Source organism: Actinosynnema sp. NPDC004786 (genome assembly GCF_053601135.1).
This window is the reverse complement of the sequence record NZ_JBSGBG010000031.1, coordinates 30367-48018: the sequence shown is the minus strand read 5'-3', so window position 1 is coordinate 48018 and position 17652 is coordinate 30367. Positions and strand designations below refer to the sequence as shown.

Genomic DNA, 17652 nt, shown 5'->3' with positions numbered 1-17652 from the left:
CCTCGGCGAGGACCAGGTCTCGCTGTGCGTCGTGGACGACGACCGCCGCGTGGTCGTGGTGCGGTTCGACTTCGCCGGCAAGGCGGACCTCGCCGAGGTGCTGGCCGACTACCGGCGGCAGCGCGACCGCAACGACCGGCTCGACCTCGAGCGGTTCGTCGCCTGCCGCGGCGTCGACCGCACCGTGTCCGTCGCGTGCGGCGGCGCCCGGCTGGTCGCGGAGGCCGACCTGCTCGGCCACTTCGACCTCGTGCTCGCCGTCGACGTCGCGTCCGACCCCGTCGCGGTCCGGATCGACTACGCCCGCGAGGTGGACCCCGCGCGGGTGGAACAGCTGCTGGGCGGCCACGTGAAGGTCCTCGGAGCCCTGGCCCCGCCCGCGTCGAAGGAGAAGGTGCAGTCATGAAGGATCTCGTGATCGTGTTCCCGGGGCAGGGTTCCCAGTTCGCGGGCATGGGCAAGAAGTGGTTCGACGAGAACCGCGTCGTGCGGGACCGCTTCGAGCAGGCGTCCGACATCGTCGGCTACTCGCTGGCGGACCTGTGCTTCACCGCGCCGCCCGCCGAGGTGACCAGGACCCGGTTCGCCCAGGTGTCGCTGCTGGTGCTCAGCTACGCGATGTACGAGGTGATGACCGAGGGCCGCCGGATCCCGGTCTCGTACATGACCGGGCACAGCCTCGGCGAGATCACCGCGCTGGCCGCGGCGGGCGCGCTGACCTTCGAGGACGCCGTGCGGCTGGTCAAGGTGCGCGGCGAGGCGATGGAGAGCTGCGTCGCGGACAGCGGCACCGGCATGGTCGCCGCGGTGCGGATGCCGGTCGCCGACGTGGAGAAGTGCGTCGAGGACTTCAACTCCGCCGGGCACGACGTGCAGGTCGCCAACTACAACGCGGACGCGCAGACCGTGCTGTCGGGCACGCTGGACGACCTCAAGGGCGTGACCGCGCACCTGGAGGACCGCGGCGCGAAGGTGGTCAAGCTCAACGTGGCCGGCGCGTTCCACAGCACCTTCATGGCCGACGCGCTGCCCGCGTTCACCAAGGCGCTGGACGAGGTCGAGTTCGCCGAACCCGCCGTGCCGGTCTACAGCAACGTCACCGGCGAGGTGCACGGGAGCCCGCAGGACATCCGGCAGGCGCTGGCCGTCCAGCTCACCAGCCCCGTCCGCTGGAGCGCCATCGTGTCGTCCCTGGTGGCGCGCAAGGCGGCGGTGTGGATCGAGGTCGGCCCCAAGCAGGTGCTGAAGAAGATGCTCACCGGCGCCGTCGGCACGGGCGAGGTGCACAGCCTGGACGAGGAGCCCGAGCGGGTCCGCGCGGTGCTCGACCGGCTCGTCGAGCTGAAGAAGAGCGAGCCGGGGCTGGTCGGGCTGTGCCTGGGCGCCGCGGCGGCCACCCGGAACCGGAACTTCGACTCCGACGAGTACCACAACGGCGTCGTCGTGCCGTACCGCAAGCTCCAGGACCTCGCCAAGCTCGACCAGGACACGCTCTCCGACGAGCAGAAGCAGACGGCGCTGGACCTGCTGCTCACCATCATGAGGACCAAGCAGGTGCCCGAGGACGAGCAGCGCGACCGCGTCGGGTCGATCCTGCGGCGCACCGGCGAGACCGGCCTCCGGACGATCGCGGGGGCGCTCGCCACATGACCTCCCTGCCCGGTCTCGACGACCTCGACCTGACGCGGCTGCCGGACGACACCGACGTCCGCGTCACGCACTCCAGCCCGCGCCGCAAGGCCGAACCCGTCGCCATCATCGGGATGAGCGGCCGGGTCGGCGCGGCGGAGGACCTCGACCGGTTCTGGGCGAGCCTGCTGCGCGGCGAAGAGGGGTACCGCGACCTGTCGGACGAGCGGCGCGCCGACGTGGACGCCTACCTCGCCGCGCGCGGCGTGCGGCTGCCGATCGCGGCCGAGCGCTACTCCGGCGGCGCCCGCCTGCCCAGCGTGTCCGAGTTCGACTACCGCTTCTTCTCGCTGTCGCGGCAGGAGGCCAAGGCCATCGACCCGAACCAGCGGATCTTCCTGGAGACCGCCTGGGCCGCGCTCGAGGACGCCGGCTACCTGAACAAGGACCTCGGCGGCGCGAAGGTCGGCGTCTACGCGGGCATGTCGGCCGACTTCGGCGAGGACTACCGGGCGGTGGTCCAGGCGGTCGACCCCGGCGCGCCGGAGATCGCGGTCGCGGGCAACATCCGCTCGATGATCGCGAGCCGGATCGCCTACCTGCTGAACCTGCGCGGCCCGTCGCTGCTGGTCGACACCGCCTGCTCGTCGGGCCTGGTGGCCGCCTACACGGCGTACCGGGCGATCCAGCACGGCGAGTGCTCGATGGCGATCGTCGGCGCGGTGAAGACCGACCTCGTCCCGGTGGACGCCGACGACGAGTCCGGCATCGGCATCAAGGACATCCAGGACACGCTGTCCGGCGACCACCGCACCCGGACGTTCGACCGCCGCGGCGACGGCACGACCACCGCCGAGGGCTGCGTGGTGTTCGTGCTGAAGTCGCTGGAACGCGCCCGCCGCGACGGCGACAACGTGCACGCGGTGATCATGGGCGGCGCGGTCAACCAGGACGGCGCGTCCAACGGCATCACCGCGCCCAACGCCGACGCGCAGGCCGACCTCATCACCGAAGCCCTCGCCGACGCCGGGGTCAGGGCCGAGCAGATCGGCTACATCGAGGCGCACGGCACCGCCACCCGGCTCGGCGACCCGGTCGAGGTCAGCGGCATCGAGCGGGCGTTCGCCCGGCAGACCGCGCGCAAGCAGTTCTGCGGCATCGGCACGGTCAAGACCAACATCGGCCACATGGACAACGCGTCCGGCCTGGCCGGGCTGGCCAAGCTCGTGCTGTCGCTCAAGCACCGCGTCCTGCCGGCGAGCCTCAACTTCGAGGAGCCCAACCGGAACATCGCGTTCGCGCAGACGCCCGTGTTCGTCAACGACCGGACCGTGCCGTGGTCGGACGACGAGCGCGAGACGTTGTACGCGGGGATCAACAGCTTCGGGCTGAGCGGGACGAACTGCCACCTCGTGCTGCGCAGCGCCGACCCGGTCCCGGCCCGCGACCGCGCGCCCGCCTGCCGCCTGCTGCCGCTCAGCGCCCGCGACGCCAAGGGGCTGACCAGGCTGGCCGAGCGCTACCGCGAGTTCCTGGCCCGCCACGAGGTCGACCCGGCCGACCTGGCGTTCACCGCGTCGGTCGGCCGGCTGCACCACGGCGTGCGCGCCGCGTTCGTCTTCGAGACCCGCGCGGAACTCGACGCGCTGCTCGCGCGGTTCGTCGAGGACGGCGAGGTCGCGGACCCGGACGTGAGCCGGGGTTCGTTCCGCCTGGTGCTCGACGGCGGCGACAAGCGCGAGCCGCACGACCTCACCCACGCCGAGCGCGACGAGCTGGACCGGCGGGCCGCGGCCGCGGTCGCCCCCGGCGCCGACCGCGCGGCGCTGCGCCTGCTCGCCTCCCTCTACACCCGCGGCGCCGACGTCGACTGGCGGCGGCTCGCGCCCCGCGACGCCCGGCGGATCTCCCTGCCCACCTACCCGTTCGAGCGGTCCCGGTGCTGGGTCGAGCCCGCCGACCAGGGCCGCCGCGGCCTGGCCGACGGCGCGGAGGTCGTCCGCTCGCTGCACCGCGACATCGTCGTGTGCCGGCTCGCGCCCGAGCGCTTCTGGGAGCTGGGCGAGCACCGCATCCACGGGGTCGCCGTGCTGCCCGGCACGGGTCTGGTCGAGCTGGTCGTGTCCTCGGCCCGGCGGCTCGGCCTGGCCGGGTCGGACGTGACGCTGCGCGACGTCCTCTTCGCCGCCCCGCTCGCGGTCGCCGACGGCGAGGACAAGGAGGTCCACGTCCTCTTCGAGGCCAGGGGCGACGTCACCGCCGTCACCATCGCCAGCCGGGGCGCCGACGGCGACTGGGTGGAGAACGCGCGGGCCGAGCTGGTCCGCGACGCCGTGCCGGACGCGGTCGCGCCGCTCGACGTCGAGGCCCTGCGGCGGCGGCTGGACCACCCGCTCCGCGAGCCCGCGGGCTCCGACCACGCCAAGGGGCTCGACGTCAGCGACCGCTGGACCGGGACGCTCGGCGACGGGTACGCCGACGCCGGGGCGACCGAGCTGCTGTACGAGTTCGAGCTGCCCACGCGGTACCGGTCCGAGCTGGCCGACTACGCGCTGCACCCCGCGCTGTTCGACACGGTGGTCAACGCGCCCAGCAACGTCCACGACCAGGAGCTGCTGTACCTGCCGTTCTCGTACGGCGTGCTGACCGTGCGCGACTCGCTGCCCGCCCGCGTGCTCGCGCACTTCCGCAAGCGGCCGGAGTCCGTGGACGGCGCGCTGTACGCGTTCGACGTGACCGTGGTCGACCCGACCGGCCGGGTGCTGCTGACGGTGGACAACTACCGCATCAAGTCGGCGGCCGACGTCGACGTGCGCGGGTCCGGCGAGTACGGGTACGTCCAGGCGTACCGGCGCGTCACCCCGCCCGCGCCGGCGCGGCCGGGCAGCGGCTCCGTGCTGCTGTGCGGCGACTTCGGCGACGCCTTCGCCGGCCTGCGCGACGAACTGGAGAGGTCCGGCTACGACTGCGTCCCCGTGCCGGACGCGGCGGCGGCCGAGCGGGTGGCCGAGCGGCGCGAGTTCGCGTTCGGCGTGCTGGCCTGCCTGCCCGCCGCGGGCGCGTCGCTCGCGCAGGCCACCGGCGAGCCGGTCGAACGCGCGCTGGGCCTGCTCAAGCTCGTCTCGGACCGGCAGCTCGCGTTCGCCGGCGGCCTGCTCGTCCTCACCCACAACGCGCTCGCCGTCACCGGCGACGAGTCCGCGCTCCACCCCGGCCAGGCCGGCGTGCTCGGCCTGATGCGCGTCGCGGCGCTGGAGTACAAGGCGCTGGGCATCCGCTGCGTGGACAGCGACGAGCGCACCGGCCCGGCCGCGCTGCTGGCCGAGGCGACGGCTGCCGACCGGCCGCCGTTCCTGCTGTACCGGGACGGCCGGCCGCACGAGCCGCACGTGAAGCGGCGGCCGATCCCGCCCAGCGACGGCGAGCGGCCGCCCCTGCCCGGCGACGGGGTGACCCTCGTGTCCGGCGGCACGGGCGACCTCGGCACCGCCGTGGCGCGGCACCTGGTGCGGCGCGGCGTGCGCAGGCTCGTGCTGCTGGGCTCCGACCGGGCGGACGCGACGCGGCCCGACTGGGCGGAGTTCGAGCGCGACCTGGACGTGTTCGAGGTGCTGCGGCTCGACCTGGGCGACCGCGAGGCCGTCGAGCGCACCGTGGGGGACGTGCGGGAGCGGCACGGCCGGATCTCCGGCGTGCTGCACCTCGCCGGCCGGCCGGGGATCGGGTTCCTGTTCACCAAGGCGTTCGACGAGTTCATGGCGGTGTACCGGCCGAAGGCGCTGGGCGCGGTGCACCTGCACGAGGCCACGCTGACCGACCGGCCCGACTACTTCGTCGCGTTCTCCAGCATCGCCGGGCTCCTGCTCGACCAGGGCCAGACCGACTACACCGCGGCGAACCTGGTGCTGGACAGCCTGGCCCAGCGCCGCGACCGCGAGCGGCTGCCCGGCCTGAGCGTGCAGTGGCCCGCGTGGCGCGAGACCGGCATCGCCGAGCGCATGGGCGCGGCCGACGAGGACGAGCTGTTCCCGCCGCTGGACACCGCCGAGGCGGTGGACCTGCTCGACGCCCTGCTGACCTCCGCCGACCCCGTCCCGGTGCTCATGCCGGGCCGGATGCGCAAGCCGGCCCGACCGGCGCCGCGGGAGGCCGGGCGGGGCGCGGCCGGCCGGGCCGTCGAGCTGCACGGCCTGGACGACGTCGGGGACCTCGAACGCGGCGTCGCGGAGATCTGGGCGGAGGCGCTCGACCTCGACGTGCTGGACGCGCACGAGGAGTTCGGCGACCTCGGCGGCAACTCGCTGCTGACCGCGCAGGTGCTCAAGCTCTACGACGAGCGCTACCCCGGTCTGATGGACATCACGGACCTCTTCCGGTGCACCACCGTCGCCGCCCAGGCGGCCTGCCTCAAGGCCAGGCTGCGGGCGGACGAGCCGGCCGCCGCGGGACCGCCGCCCGCGGCCAAGGCCGACGAGGGCGACATCGACAAGCTGCTGGACCTGCTGGAGCAGGGCGCGATCACGGTCGAAGACGGGCGGGGTCTTCTCGAGGAAACGGACACCAGATGAGCAGCGTGAAGGATTTCATCCTCGAGCAATTCGTCAACAAGCAGATCGACCGCGACCGCGCCAAGAGGCTGCTGCTGGAACTGTCGGAGGCGAACCTCCACGAGGACATCGCGGTCATCGGCCTGGCCGGGCGCTTCGCCGAGGCCAAGAACGTCGACCAGTTCTGGGAGTTCCTCAAGGTCGGCCGGGACTGCATCCGCGACTACCCGCAGTCGCGCAAGGAGGACATGTACGACATCCTCCGCAACCCGTACTACGCGGAGGTCATGCTGGGCCGCCCGGTCGACGAGGCCGACCTCGACCGGCTCTACTCCGTGAGCGGCTACCTGGACCGGATCGACCACTTCGACTCCCGCTTCTTCGGCATCCCGCCGCTGGAAGCCGACTACATGGACCCGAACCAGCGGATCGCGCTCGAAGTGGCGTACGAGGCGCTGGAGAACGCGGGCTACGGCGGCGACAGCGCGGTCGGGTCCCGGACCGGCGTGTTCCTGGGCCGCGACCAGTCGAACTACTCCTACTACCGGATGTTCTCCGAGCGGCACCCGATGCAGCTCTCCGGCTCGTGGGAGGGCATGGTCGCCAGCCGCATCTCCTACGTGCTCGACCTCAAGGGCCCGTGCCTCATGACCGACACCGCCTGCTCCGCGGGCAGCGTCAGCGTGCACCAGGCCATCCAGTCGCTGCTGCTGGGCGAGTGCGACATGGCGCTCGCGGGCGGCATCAACCTGTCCTCCGGCGGCGAGCCGAAGACCAGCTTCCTGTCCGGCGCGACGATGGACAGCGTCGTCTCCGGCGACGACAGCGTGCGCACCTTCGACGCCCGCGCGAACGGCACGCTGTGGGGCGAGGGCGCGGGCATCGTGCTGCTCAAGCCGCTGAAGAAGGCGCTGGCCGACCGCGACCACGTCCGCGCCGTCATCAAGGCGTCCGCCATCAACAACGACGGCACGTCCAACAGCATCACCGCACCGAACGCGCTGATGCAGGAGCGGGTCATCCTCGACGCCTGGGCCAAGGCCGACGTCCCGCCCGAGACGATCACCTACGTGGAGGCGCACGGCACGGGGACCGTGCTCGGCGACCCGATCGAGGTCAAGGGCCTGTCCAACGCGTTCCGCCGGCACACCGACCGCAGGCAGTTCTGCGGCATCGGCTCCCTCAAGACCACGATGGGCCACATGGTGGCCGCGTCCGGCTCCGCCTCGCTGGCCAAGGTCGTGAAGTCGCTGGAGTCCGGCCTGCTCGCGCCCTCGGTGAACTTCGAGGTGCCCAACCCGTACATCGACTTCGCCGACAGCCCGCTGTACGTCAACGACCGCCTGGTGCCGTGGGAGACCGGCGGCGAGCCGCGACGGGCCGGGATCAGCTCGTTCGGCTTCATCCGCACGAACTGCCACATGGTGCTGGAGGAGGCGCCGCGCTACCGCGCCGAGCCGCAGCTGCGCGAGCGCTACTGCTTCACCGTCACCGCCAAGACCGAGGCGGCCCTGACCGGGCTGCTGGACGCGTACGCGACCGTGCTGGCGGACAGCCCGTGGTCGCTCGCCGACATCTGCTACACCTCCAACATCGGGCGCGGCCACCACGAGCACCGCGTCATGGTCGTCGCGGCGACCAAGGAGCAGCTCGCCGAGTCGGTCGACCGGCTGCGGCAGCGCGGCCTGGGCACCGACGCGCAGCGCGGCATCTTCCACGGCGTGCACGCCGTCGTCAGCGACAAGCGGGGCGACCTGCGCCCCGGCGACATCACCGCCCAGACCGCCAAGCGGCTCTCCGACTCCGCCAACGCGAAGCTCGCCGAGTACCGCGCGCGGGGCGGGCAGGAGGCGCTGACCGGGCTGGCCGACGCCTACGTCCGCGGCGCGCGGGTCGACTTCGCGGAGTTCTACGCCGACGAGCCGCGCCGCCGGGTGCCGCTGCCCACCTACCCGTTCGAGCGGATCCGCCACTGGGCCAAGCCCATGCGGACGAGCGTGCGCGGTTTCGCCACCGCCGAGGCGAACCCCCTGCTGGGCACGGAGGTCGGCCGCTCGGACGCCGGCGTCGTGTTCGAGAACACGCTGTCGGTGGACCGGCACTGGGTGCTGTCCGACCACCGGATCGACCACAAGCCCGTGGTGCCGGGCACGACGTACCTGGAGATGGCGCGGGCCGCGCTCGCGGCGGTGGAGAACACCGCCGGCATGCGGTTCGAGAACGTGTTCTTCCTGGTGCCCCTCGCCGTCGAGGAGGGCGAGGAGGCGACCGTGCGCACCACGCTGGACCGGGTCGGGCGCGGGTACTCGTTCCGGGTCGCCAGCGCCCAGGGCGGCGAGTGGGTCACACACGTCGAGGGCCGGATCAGCCCGCTGCGCGACGAGCCCCCGGCCGAGGCCGTGGACGTCGAAGCGCTCAAGGCCGCCGCGCTGGAGGTGACCGACCCGTACCCCACCGAGACCGACACGGGCGTGTTCCAGTTCGGCCCGCGCTGGGACAACGTCCGCGCGGTGTGGAAGCAGGAGACCGGCGCGCTGACCCTGCTGCGGCTGCCGGAGGGCGTGCCGGGCGACGGCTTCGGCCTGCACCCGGCCAAGCTGGACAACGCGGTGAACCTCATCTCGCAGAACAGCGGCGAGACGTTCCTGCCCTACCTCTACAAGGGCATCGTCCTGCACCGGCCCATGCCGGAGACGTGCTACTCGCTGATCCGCACGGTCCGCGACGACAGCCGCGACGGCGAGACGATCACCTACGACGTGGACCTCCTCGACGCCGACGGCGTGCCGTTCGGGCGGATCACCGACTACACCGTGAAGAAGGTCGACTGGCGGCGGTTCAGCCTGGGCGGGCCGCGCCGGTACCTCCAAGTGGAGTGGCAGGCGGTGCCGCGGGTCCCCGCCGAGGTCGAGGGGTCCGCCGTGTGGGCCCCGGTCGTGCTGGACAACGCCGGCGGCCGGCGGCTGGTCGCCGCCGTCGAGGCGCTCGGGCACCGGGTCGTCCCCTGCTACGTGGGCGAGCGGACCGACGCCGACCGGGGCGTCTTCGCGCCGGACGAGGACGGCGCGGCGCTGCTGGCCGAGCGGCTGCGGCGGGAGGGCGTCGAGGGCGTGCTGTTCGCGACCGACTTCACCGCGCCGGACGGGCACGCCCACCGGCGGGCGGTCGGCGTGGACGCGTTGTTCGAGCTGTACCGCGCGTTCGTGGCGCACCGGGTGAAGCTCGCGCACGGCCTGAAGGTCCTGGGCCGCGACGCCTGGCAGGTTGTGCCGGGCGACGGCCCCACCGACCCGCACTCGGCCGCCACCGAGGCGCTCGCGCAGGTCGTCGGGCAGGAGCACCGGCACCTGCGGGTGGACGTGGTGGACGCCCGCGCGGACGCCGACCTGGACTTCGTGCTGCGGGAGGCGCTGGGCGACGCGGGCGGCGCGCTGCGGGCCGTCCGCGGCACGGACACCCACCTGCGCCGACTGCGGTACGCGGAGGCCGACGTGGAGGAGGCGGCGGAGCCGCGGTACGCGGGCGGGACGTTCGTGGTCACCGGCGGCGCGGGCGGCCTCGGCCTCGCCGTGGCCGGGGAGATGGCGCGCCAGGGCGCGGCGCGGATCCTCCTGCTGGGCCGCCGGCCCCTGGACGACCTCACCGCGCGACGCGTCGCGGAGGTCGCCGGGGCCGAGTACGTCGTGTGCGACGTGGCGCGGGAGGCCGACGTGCGCGCGCTGGGCGACCGGCTGCGGGAGGAGGCCGTCACCCTCGGCGGCATCGTCCACGCCGCCGGCGTGGCGGGCGACGGGTTCCTGGCCAACAAGCCGCGCCCGGTCTTCGACGCCGTGCTGGCGCCGAAGGTCGACGGCAGCCTGGCCCTGGTGGAGCTGGCGAAGGAGCACCCCGGCGCGTTCCTGGTGTTCTTCTCCTCCATCACGGCGGTCACCGGCGGCCAGGGGCAGGGCGACTACTGCGCGGCGAACGCGTTCATGGACTCGCTGGCCGCGCGGGCGCGGGCCGAGGGCGTCCGGGCGCTGTCGGTGAACTGGCCGACCTGGTCCGAGGTCGGCATGGCCGTGCGGTACGGCGTCGGCGACGGCGACTCGCCGTTCCGCGCGCTCACCGTGAAGGACGGCCTGGCCTGGCTGGACCACTTCCTGCGGAACCCGGCCGACGGCGTCATCCCGTCCCGGTTCGACCTGGGCGTGCTGCGCGAACGCCTCGACGAGATGCCCTTCCTGCTGGAGGACGACGTCGCCGCCGCCGTCGCGCGGGCCGGTCGGGACGGCGCGCCCGCGGGCGAGGCCGTCGAGGTCCGCCTCGTCGGCCTGCCCGAGCCCAGCCGGACTGAGTTGACGATCGGCGCGGTCTACGGCGCGGTCCTCGGCCTCACCGAGGTCGACGCCCACGCGAGCTTCCAGGACCTGGGCGGCAACTCGCTGATGACGGCGCAGCTGCTGCAGAAGGTCGAGGACGTCTACCCCGGTCGGATCGACATCGCCGACCTGTACTCCTACGCGACCGTCACGAGCCTCGCCGGCTACATCGACGAGCGGGTCGCGGCCGAGTCCAGGGCGGCCGCGCCGGACCGGGACGACTTCGGGGGAGCGGACCAGTCGCTCCAGGACGTGCTGGAGGAGATCGGCGACGCCGAGCTGACGAGCATGTTCGCCGACGGCGCCGGGAGGAACCAGGCATGAGGTCGAACGCGGAGCTGAGGAAGGACCTGCTGCGGTACCTGCTCATGCAGGTCAAGCAGGAGGCGCTCGACGTCGACCGGGCGAAGGAGTTCATCCGGGCGATCGGCGACGGCGGCCGGGACGACGACCGCGTCGCCGTCGTCGGCATGGCCTGCCGGTTCCCCGGCGCGTCGGACAAGGAGCAGTTCTGGCGCAACCTGGTCGACGGGCGCGAGTCGATCGGCGACTTCCCGCCGCTGCGGCTGGACGACCTGCGGCGGGTCGAGGGCGACGCCTCGGCCGTGCGCAAGGGCGGCTACCTCGACCGGGTCGACCTGTTCGACGCGGAGTACTTCGGCATCCCGCCGCACGTGGCGACCCAGCTCGACCCGTACCACCGCAACCTCCTGGAGGTGCTGGTGGAGACGATGGAGGACGCCGGGTACGCCAAGAGCGAGCTGTACGGGTCGAACACCGGCATCTTCGTCGGCAACGACCACACGCACCGGCTGATCACGTCCTACCTGCCGTTCCTGTCCGAACTGGACTTCTCGGCGATCACCGGGTCCTGGTCGGGCATCCTGGCGAGCCGGCTGTCCTACCTGCTCGACTTCCGCGGCCCGGCCACCGTCATCGACACCGGGTGCTCGTCCGGCCTGGTCGCGGTGGACGCGGCGGTCAAGGCGCTGCGCAACGGCGACTGCGACACCGCGTTCGTCGCCGCGATCAACCTGTTCCTGTCGCCGTCCAGCCTCGGCAACGAGACCGAGTCCGCCGACCACCGGGTGCGGGCGTTCGACGCCGCCGCCGACGGCACGGTGTGGAGCGAGGGCGTGGCCGGGGTCTACCTCAAGCCGCTGTCGCGCGCCCTCGCCGACGGCGACCACGTCTACGGCGTGCTCCTGGGCAGCGCGGTCAACAACGACGGCCGCAGCAACGGCCTCACCGCGCCCAACGCGCAGGCGCAGAAGAACCTCCTGGTCAGCGCGTGGAAGCGGGCCGGCATCGCGCCGGAGTCGGTGTCCTACATCGAGGCGCACGGCACCGGCACGACCCTGGGCGACCCCATCGAGATCAAGGGCCTCACCAGCGCGTTCGCCGAGTTCACCGACCGCAGGCAGTTCTGCGCGCTCGGCTCGGTCAAGTCGAACATCGGCCACACCGTCGGCGCGGCCGGCCTGGCGTCGCTGATCAAGACCCTGCTGTGCCTGGAACGCCGGACCATCCCGCCGTCGATCCACTTCGACGTGCCCAACCCGCTGCTCGACCTGGCCACCGCGCCGGTCTACGTGGCCGACCGGCTCACCGAGTGGGAGGCGGCCGACACGCCGCGCCGGGCGGGCGTGAGCAGCTTCAGCCTGAGCGGGACGAACTGCCACGTGGTGCTGGAGGAGGCGCCCGACCGCGCGACGACGCCCCGCCGCGCGGCGGCCCCCCATGGCGCCGCGATCTCCGACGGCGCCGCGGCCGACCGCGCGCCCCGGCCGCTGGTGTTCCCGATCTCGGGGCGCGACGAGGAGCTGCTGGCCCGGACCGCCGCGCGGCACCTCGACCACCTCGACCGCCACCCCGAGCTGTCCCTGGCGGACGTGTGCTTCACCCTGCAGGCGGGCCGCGAGCACCAGCCCGCGCGGGCGGTCGTCGTGTGCGAGACCCGCGAGGGCCTGCTCGACGGCCTGCGGCGGCTGCTGGAGCCGGGGTCGGCGGACGGCGGGCGCCTGGTGGACGGCGGCGTCGTGCTGCGCGAGGACCCGTCGGTCCTGCCCGGCGACCTCGGACGCCTCGGCGACGCGGTCACGGCCTTCCTCGCCGGCCGCGCGCGGCCGTTCGCGGGCCTCGACCGGGACCCGGACGTGCGGCGGGTGCCGTTGCCGCCCCAGCTGTTCCGGCACGTGCGGCTGTGGGACGAGACCGTGCGGGCGACCCGGCCCGGGGTCGAGGAGCAGGCGTCGGCCGACCCGGTCGACCGGCTCCGCGCGGTCCTCGCCGCGCCCGCGCGCCTCGCCGACTTCGACGAGTCCGCGGTGGACGCCCTGCCGCGCAAGGTGGTCGCCGGCGTCTGGTCGGAGATCCTCGGCTACCCGGCGATCCGCGGCGGGGACGACTTCTTCGCCCTCGGCGGCGACTCCATCTCGTCGGTGAAGATCACCCAGCTGCTCAACGCGGTGCTCGACCTCGACCTGCCGCCGACCACCCTGCTCGCGAAGCCGACGTTCGACGAGTTCGCCGACGCGGTGATCCGGGACTTCGGCGTGGACGCGGAGCTGGTCCGCTCGCGGCTGAGCGGGCCGTCCCGCCGGGCCGTGCGCGCCGACCAGGTCCTGGAGGACTACGAGCTGCCGCTGACCGCCGCGCAGCGCGGCATGTTTGTCTCCGGCCAGGTGGACGAGGGCTCGGTCGCGTACAACGTCAGCGGCATCACCATCCGCCCCGGCACGCTGGACGTGGCCGCGCTGGAGGAGTCGCTGCGCGTGCTGGTGCGACGGCACGACAGCCTGCGCTCGACGTTCCACCTGCGGGACGGCGAGCCGTTCCAGCGCGTGCGCGCGGAGGTGCCGGTCGCGGTCGAGCACCGGCGACTCGGCCCGCTCGCGGAGGGCGAGACCCACGAGGCCGCGGCCCGCCGGGAGATGGCGCGCTTCGTCCGCCCGTTCGTGCTGGACACCGCGCCGCTGTTCCGCGTCGGCTACTTCGAGTTCGACGACGGCGTGTCGTGCGTGGCGATCGACATCCACCACATCATCACCGACGGCACCTCGATGGGCATCCTGTTCCGCGACCTCGGGGCCATCGCGGAGGGCGCGGCCCTGCCGCCGCTGCCCCGCGACTACCGCTCGGCGATCCGCGGGCTGCTGGAGCGCCAGGCCGGTCCGGACATGCTCCCGCACCGCGACTACTGGGTCTCCCGGTTCGCCGACGGCGCGCCCACGCTCCAGCTCACCACCGACCGGCAGCGGTCGGACTCGGTCACCGCGGCGGGCGCGACGCTCTTCGCGTCGGTCGACGCCGGGACGCTGGAGGCCGCCAAGCGCTACGCGCGCGAGCACAACGTCACGCTCTACATGGTGCTGCTGGGCGTGTTCCAGCAGTTGCTGTCCCGGCTGAGCGGGCAGGCCGACGTGGTGATCGGCGCGCCGGTGCTGGGCCGGCCCGACCTGACCTACCAGGACCTGGTGGGCATGTTCGTCACCACGCTGCCCGTCCGCGTCGCCGCCGCGCCCACCACCGGTGTCGGCGACTTCCTGGCCGGCCTGCGGACGACCGTGCTGGAGGCGTTCGAGCACCAGGCGTACCCGCTGGAGTCGCTGGTCGAGGAGCTGGACCTGCCGCGCGTGCCGGGCAGGAGGCCGCTGTTCGACGTCTGCTTCGTGCACCAGAACACCGACATGGGGCTGGAGCCCGACGACGAGCGGGTCATCCCGTTCGACGACGGCAGCGCCAAGTACGACATCACGCTCAGCACCAGGGAAGCCGACGGCGGCCTGCTGCTGGAGTGGGAGTACTCCACCGCCCTGTTCCGCGAGGAGACCGTGGCGCTCTACGCGGAGCGCTACGCCACGCTGCTCAAGTCGTTCGTCACCGCCGCGGACGACGACCCGGTGGGCACGCTCGACCTGATGCCGGCCCGCGAGCTGGAGCTGATCCGGCGGTTCGCGACCGTGCCCGCCGCGGCGCCGGACACCCGGAGCATCGCCCGGCTGTTCGAGGAGCACGTCGCGGCGGACCCGGACCGGACGGCGCTCATCGCGGGCGACGACCGCCTGTCGTACGGGGAGCTGAACGAGCGGGCGAACCGCGTCGCGCACGGCCTGCTCCGGCTCGGCGTGACGCCCGGCTCGCCGGTGGCGCTGCTCGTGGACCGCTCGTTCGACATGGTCGTCGCCATCCTCGGCGTGCTGAAGGCGCGGTGCTACTACGTGCCGCTGAACACCGACTTCCCGGTCGAGCGGCTGCGCGTGATGGTCGAGGACGTCGGCGCGGGCACCCTGCTCACCACCGCCGCGCGCATGGACCAGGCCGCGGAGCTGGTGTCCGAGCGGCTGCGGATCGCGGACGTCCGGGCGCTCGCGGAGTCCTCGGCCGGGACCGGGAACCCGGACCTGCCGGGCAGCAGCGCCGACGAGGTCTACGTCATGTACACCTCGGGGACGACCGGCGTGCCGAAGGGCTCGGTGATCCGGCAGCGGAACGTGCTGCGCGTGGTCCACCGGTCGGTGTTCTACGCCGCCGACCCGAGCGACGTCTTCCTCATGGTGTCGGACTACTCGTTCGACGGCTCCGTCTACGACATGTTCGGCGCGCTGACCAACGGCGCGTCGCTCGTGCTGCTGGACAAGGCGTCCGTGCTGGACCTCGACCGGCTCGGCGCGGCGATCCGGCGGCACGGCGTCACCAGCTTCTTCATCACCACGGCCATGTTCAACGCGATGGTCGACCACGTGCCGGACGCGCTCGGCAGCGTCCGCAAGGTGATCTTCGGCGGCGAGATCGCGTCGCCGGCGCACGTGAGGCGGGCGTTCGACCTGCTCGGACCCGGCCGGATCGGCCACGCCTACGGCCCCACGGAGACCACCGTCTTCGCGACCGTGCACACGCTCGACGCGCTGGACCCCGACGACGCGGTCCCGATCGGCCGCGCCATCAACGACACCTCGCTGTGGGTGCTCGACGAGCGGCTGGAGCCGGTGCCGGTCGGCGTCAACGGCGAGCTGTACATCGGCGGGTCCGGGGTGGCCGACGGGTACCTCAACCAGCCGGAGCTGACCGCCGAGCGGTTCGTGCGGGTGCCCGCCGTGCCGGGCGAGCGGCTTTACAGGACCGGCGACATCGTCACGTTCAAGACCAACGGCCTGCTCTACTACACCGGCCGCGTCGACCAGCAGATCAAGCTGCGCGGCTACCGGATCGAGCTGGCGGAGATCATCCAGGTGGCCCTGGACGAGCCGTACGTCCGCTGGGCCCACGCGGGCCTGCACGAGACCGCCGAGGGCAGCCGGAGCCTGTGCCTGTGGGTCGGCTACGAACCGGGGCGGGAGCACGACGAGCCGCTGCTGCGCGCGGCGCTGGCCCGCCGGCTGCCCGACTACATGGTGCCGCCCTTCATCGTCCGGGCGGACGACGTGCCGCTGAACGCCAGCGGCAAGGTGGACGTGGCGGCGCTGCCCAAGCCGGAGTTCACCGCGTCCACGGCGGCCGCGGCGCCGGAGACCGACTCGCTGCGCGTGCTCGCCGACGCCTGGCAGCACGTGCTGGGCGTCCCGGTGGACGACATCGACGCGAACTTCTTCGCGCTGGGCGGCGACTCGATCAAGGCGATCCAGATCGTGGCCCGGCTCAAGGAGCACGACGTCGAGGTGCGGGTCGCCGACCTGCTCGGCAACGCGACGTTGCGGACGCTGGAGGAGAAGCTGGCGGTCACCGCGGGTTCCGGACCGCGCGTGTACGACCCGACCCCGCTGTCGGGCCCGATCACGCCGAGCCCGATCCAGCACGCGTTCCTCGACCACCCGGACGACCTGGCCCGGGTGTTCACCCAGTCCCTGCTCGTCACGCCCGCCGAACCGGCCCCGCTGAACCGCTTGGCGCACGCCGCCGAACGGCTCGTCCGCCACCACGACCTGCTGCGGGTCGAGGTGGACGACCGGGGCGGGCTGAGTTTGCGGGACGTCGACGCGCCGGCGCTCGTCCACGCCGAACAGGCCCCGGCCGGCCTGTCCGGGGAAGCCCTCGCGGACTACCTCCGGGCGGTGCAGGCACGGGTGGACGTGCGGGGCGGCCCGGTCGTCAGCCTGGCCGCCGGGCTGGGGGAGGGGCGCGACCAGTTCGCCGTCGCGATCCACCACCTGGCCGTGGACGTCGTGTCGTGGGGCGTCCTGCTGGAGGACCTGCTCACGTGCCTGGCGGACCCGGACGCGGAGCTGCCCGCCAAGACCATGCCGTTCCCGGCGTGGACGGCCGAGGTGCGGCAGCGCGCGCGGGACGGCGCGTTCCGCGCCCAGCTGCCCTACTGGCTCGACGTCGCGCGGGCCGCGGCCGAGGTGGGCGAGGTGTTCGACGACGCCGACCCGAAGCGGTCCGAGACCACCGCGACGGTCGTGCGGCTGTCGGAGGCCGACGACTTCTCCGTCCTCGACGCCGCGCGGGAGGCGCACGGCGCGAGCGCCGCCGAGACCGTCCTGGCCGTGGTGGCGCGGGCCCTGGCGTCGGCCACCGGCCGCGACCGCGTGCTGTTCACCCTCGAAGGGCACGGCCGCGAGCCGATCGCGGGCGACCACGACCTCAGCCGGACGGTGGGCTGGTTCACCAGCACGTTCCCGCACCTGGTGGAGGTCGGGCGGGACGTCGCGGACACCCTCGACGCGGTGCGGCGCTCGTTCGAGCGGCTGCCGGACAAGGGCGCGGGCTTCGGCCCCCTGCTCCGGTTCGACGCGGGCCTGGGCGGGGACCGGGACGCGCTGGCCGCGGTGCGGCCGCGGGTGTCCTTCAACTACCTGGGCGACCAGGACGGCGCCGGCGGCGTCGCGATCACCCACCTCCCGGCGGACATCACCACCGACGCGGAGCTGCGCTCGCCGCACGTCCTCGACATCATCGCGTCCCGCAGCGGGCGCGACCTCGTGGTCGAGGTGCGGCACCCGCGCGCCTGGGAGTCGAACGGCCTGGCCCGGCGGATCACCGCGGCCGTGGACCGGTCGTTCCAGGAGGTCCGCGACGCCCTCAAGGCGGGCGAACCGCTGGGCATCCGGGTGTCGTCGCCGATCCGCCAGGACGTGCTCGCCGACATCCTGCTGGACGTCGCGGGCGGGAGCTGA

The 17652-nt window shown here is 73.4% G+C and carries 5 protein-coding genes (1 of these 5 only partly in view); all 5 read left to right on the top strand.

What is annotated here, in order from left to right:
- Tightly spaced (each overlapping or abutting the next), the 5 genes in view from ACWEFJ_RS25340 to ACWEFJ_RS25320 form a layout consistent with a single transcriptional unit that may run on beyond the window.
- Window positions 1-406, top strand: the 3' end of a protein-coding gene (locus ACWEFJ_RS25340) for an amino acid adenylation domain-containing protein (RefSeq protein WP_449715273.1). 9599 nt of this gene lie to the left of the window's left edge; the window shows 406 of its 10005 coding nt (coding positions 9600-10005); its start codon lies off the left edge, out of view; its stop codon occupies window positions 404-406.
- Entirely contained in the window at window positions 403-1650 is a 1248-nt protein-coding gene (gene fabD, locus ACWEFJ_RS25335; protein ID WP_449715272.1) for an ACP S-malonyltransferase, read from the top strand. Before ACWEFJ_RS25340 ends, fabD begins: the two co-directional genes overlap by 4 nt.
- On the top strand, window positions 1647-6197 hold the full coding sequence (locus tag ACWEFJ_RS25330; RefSeq protein WP_449715271.1) for an SDR family NAD(P)-dependent oxidoreductase: 4551 nt from the start codon (window positions 1647-1649) through the stop codon (window positions 6195-6197). Before fabD ends, ACWEFJ_RS25330 begins: the two co-directional genes overlap by 4 nt.
- Window positions 6194-10861: an SDR family NAD(P)-dependent oxidoreductase gene (locus tag ACWEFJ_RS25325; protein WP_449715270.1), complete on the top strand. Its 4668-nt coding sequence runs from the start codon at window positions 6194-6196 to the stop codon at window positions 10859-10861. The genes ACWEFJ_RS25330 and ACWEFJ_RS25325 overlap by 4 nt, the downstream gene beginning before the upstream one ends.
- Window positions 10858-17652, top strand: a complete 6795-nt coding sequence (locus ACWEFJ_RS25320) for an amino acid adenylation domain-containing protein (RefSeq protein ID WP_449715269.1) — start codon at window positions 10858-10860, stop codon at window positions 17650-17652. The genes ACWEFJ_RS25325 and ACWEFJ_RS25320 overlap by 4 nt, the downstream gene beginning before the upstream one ends.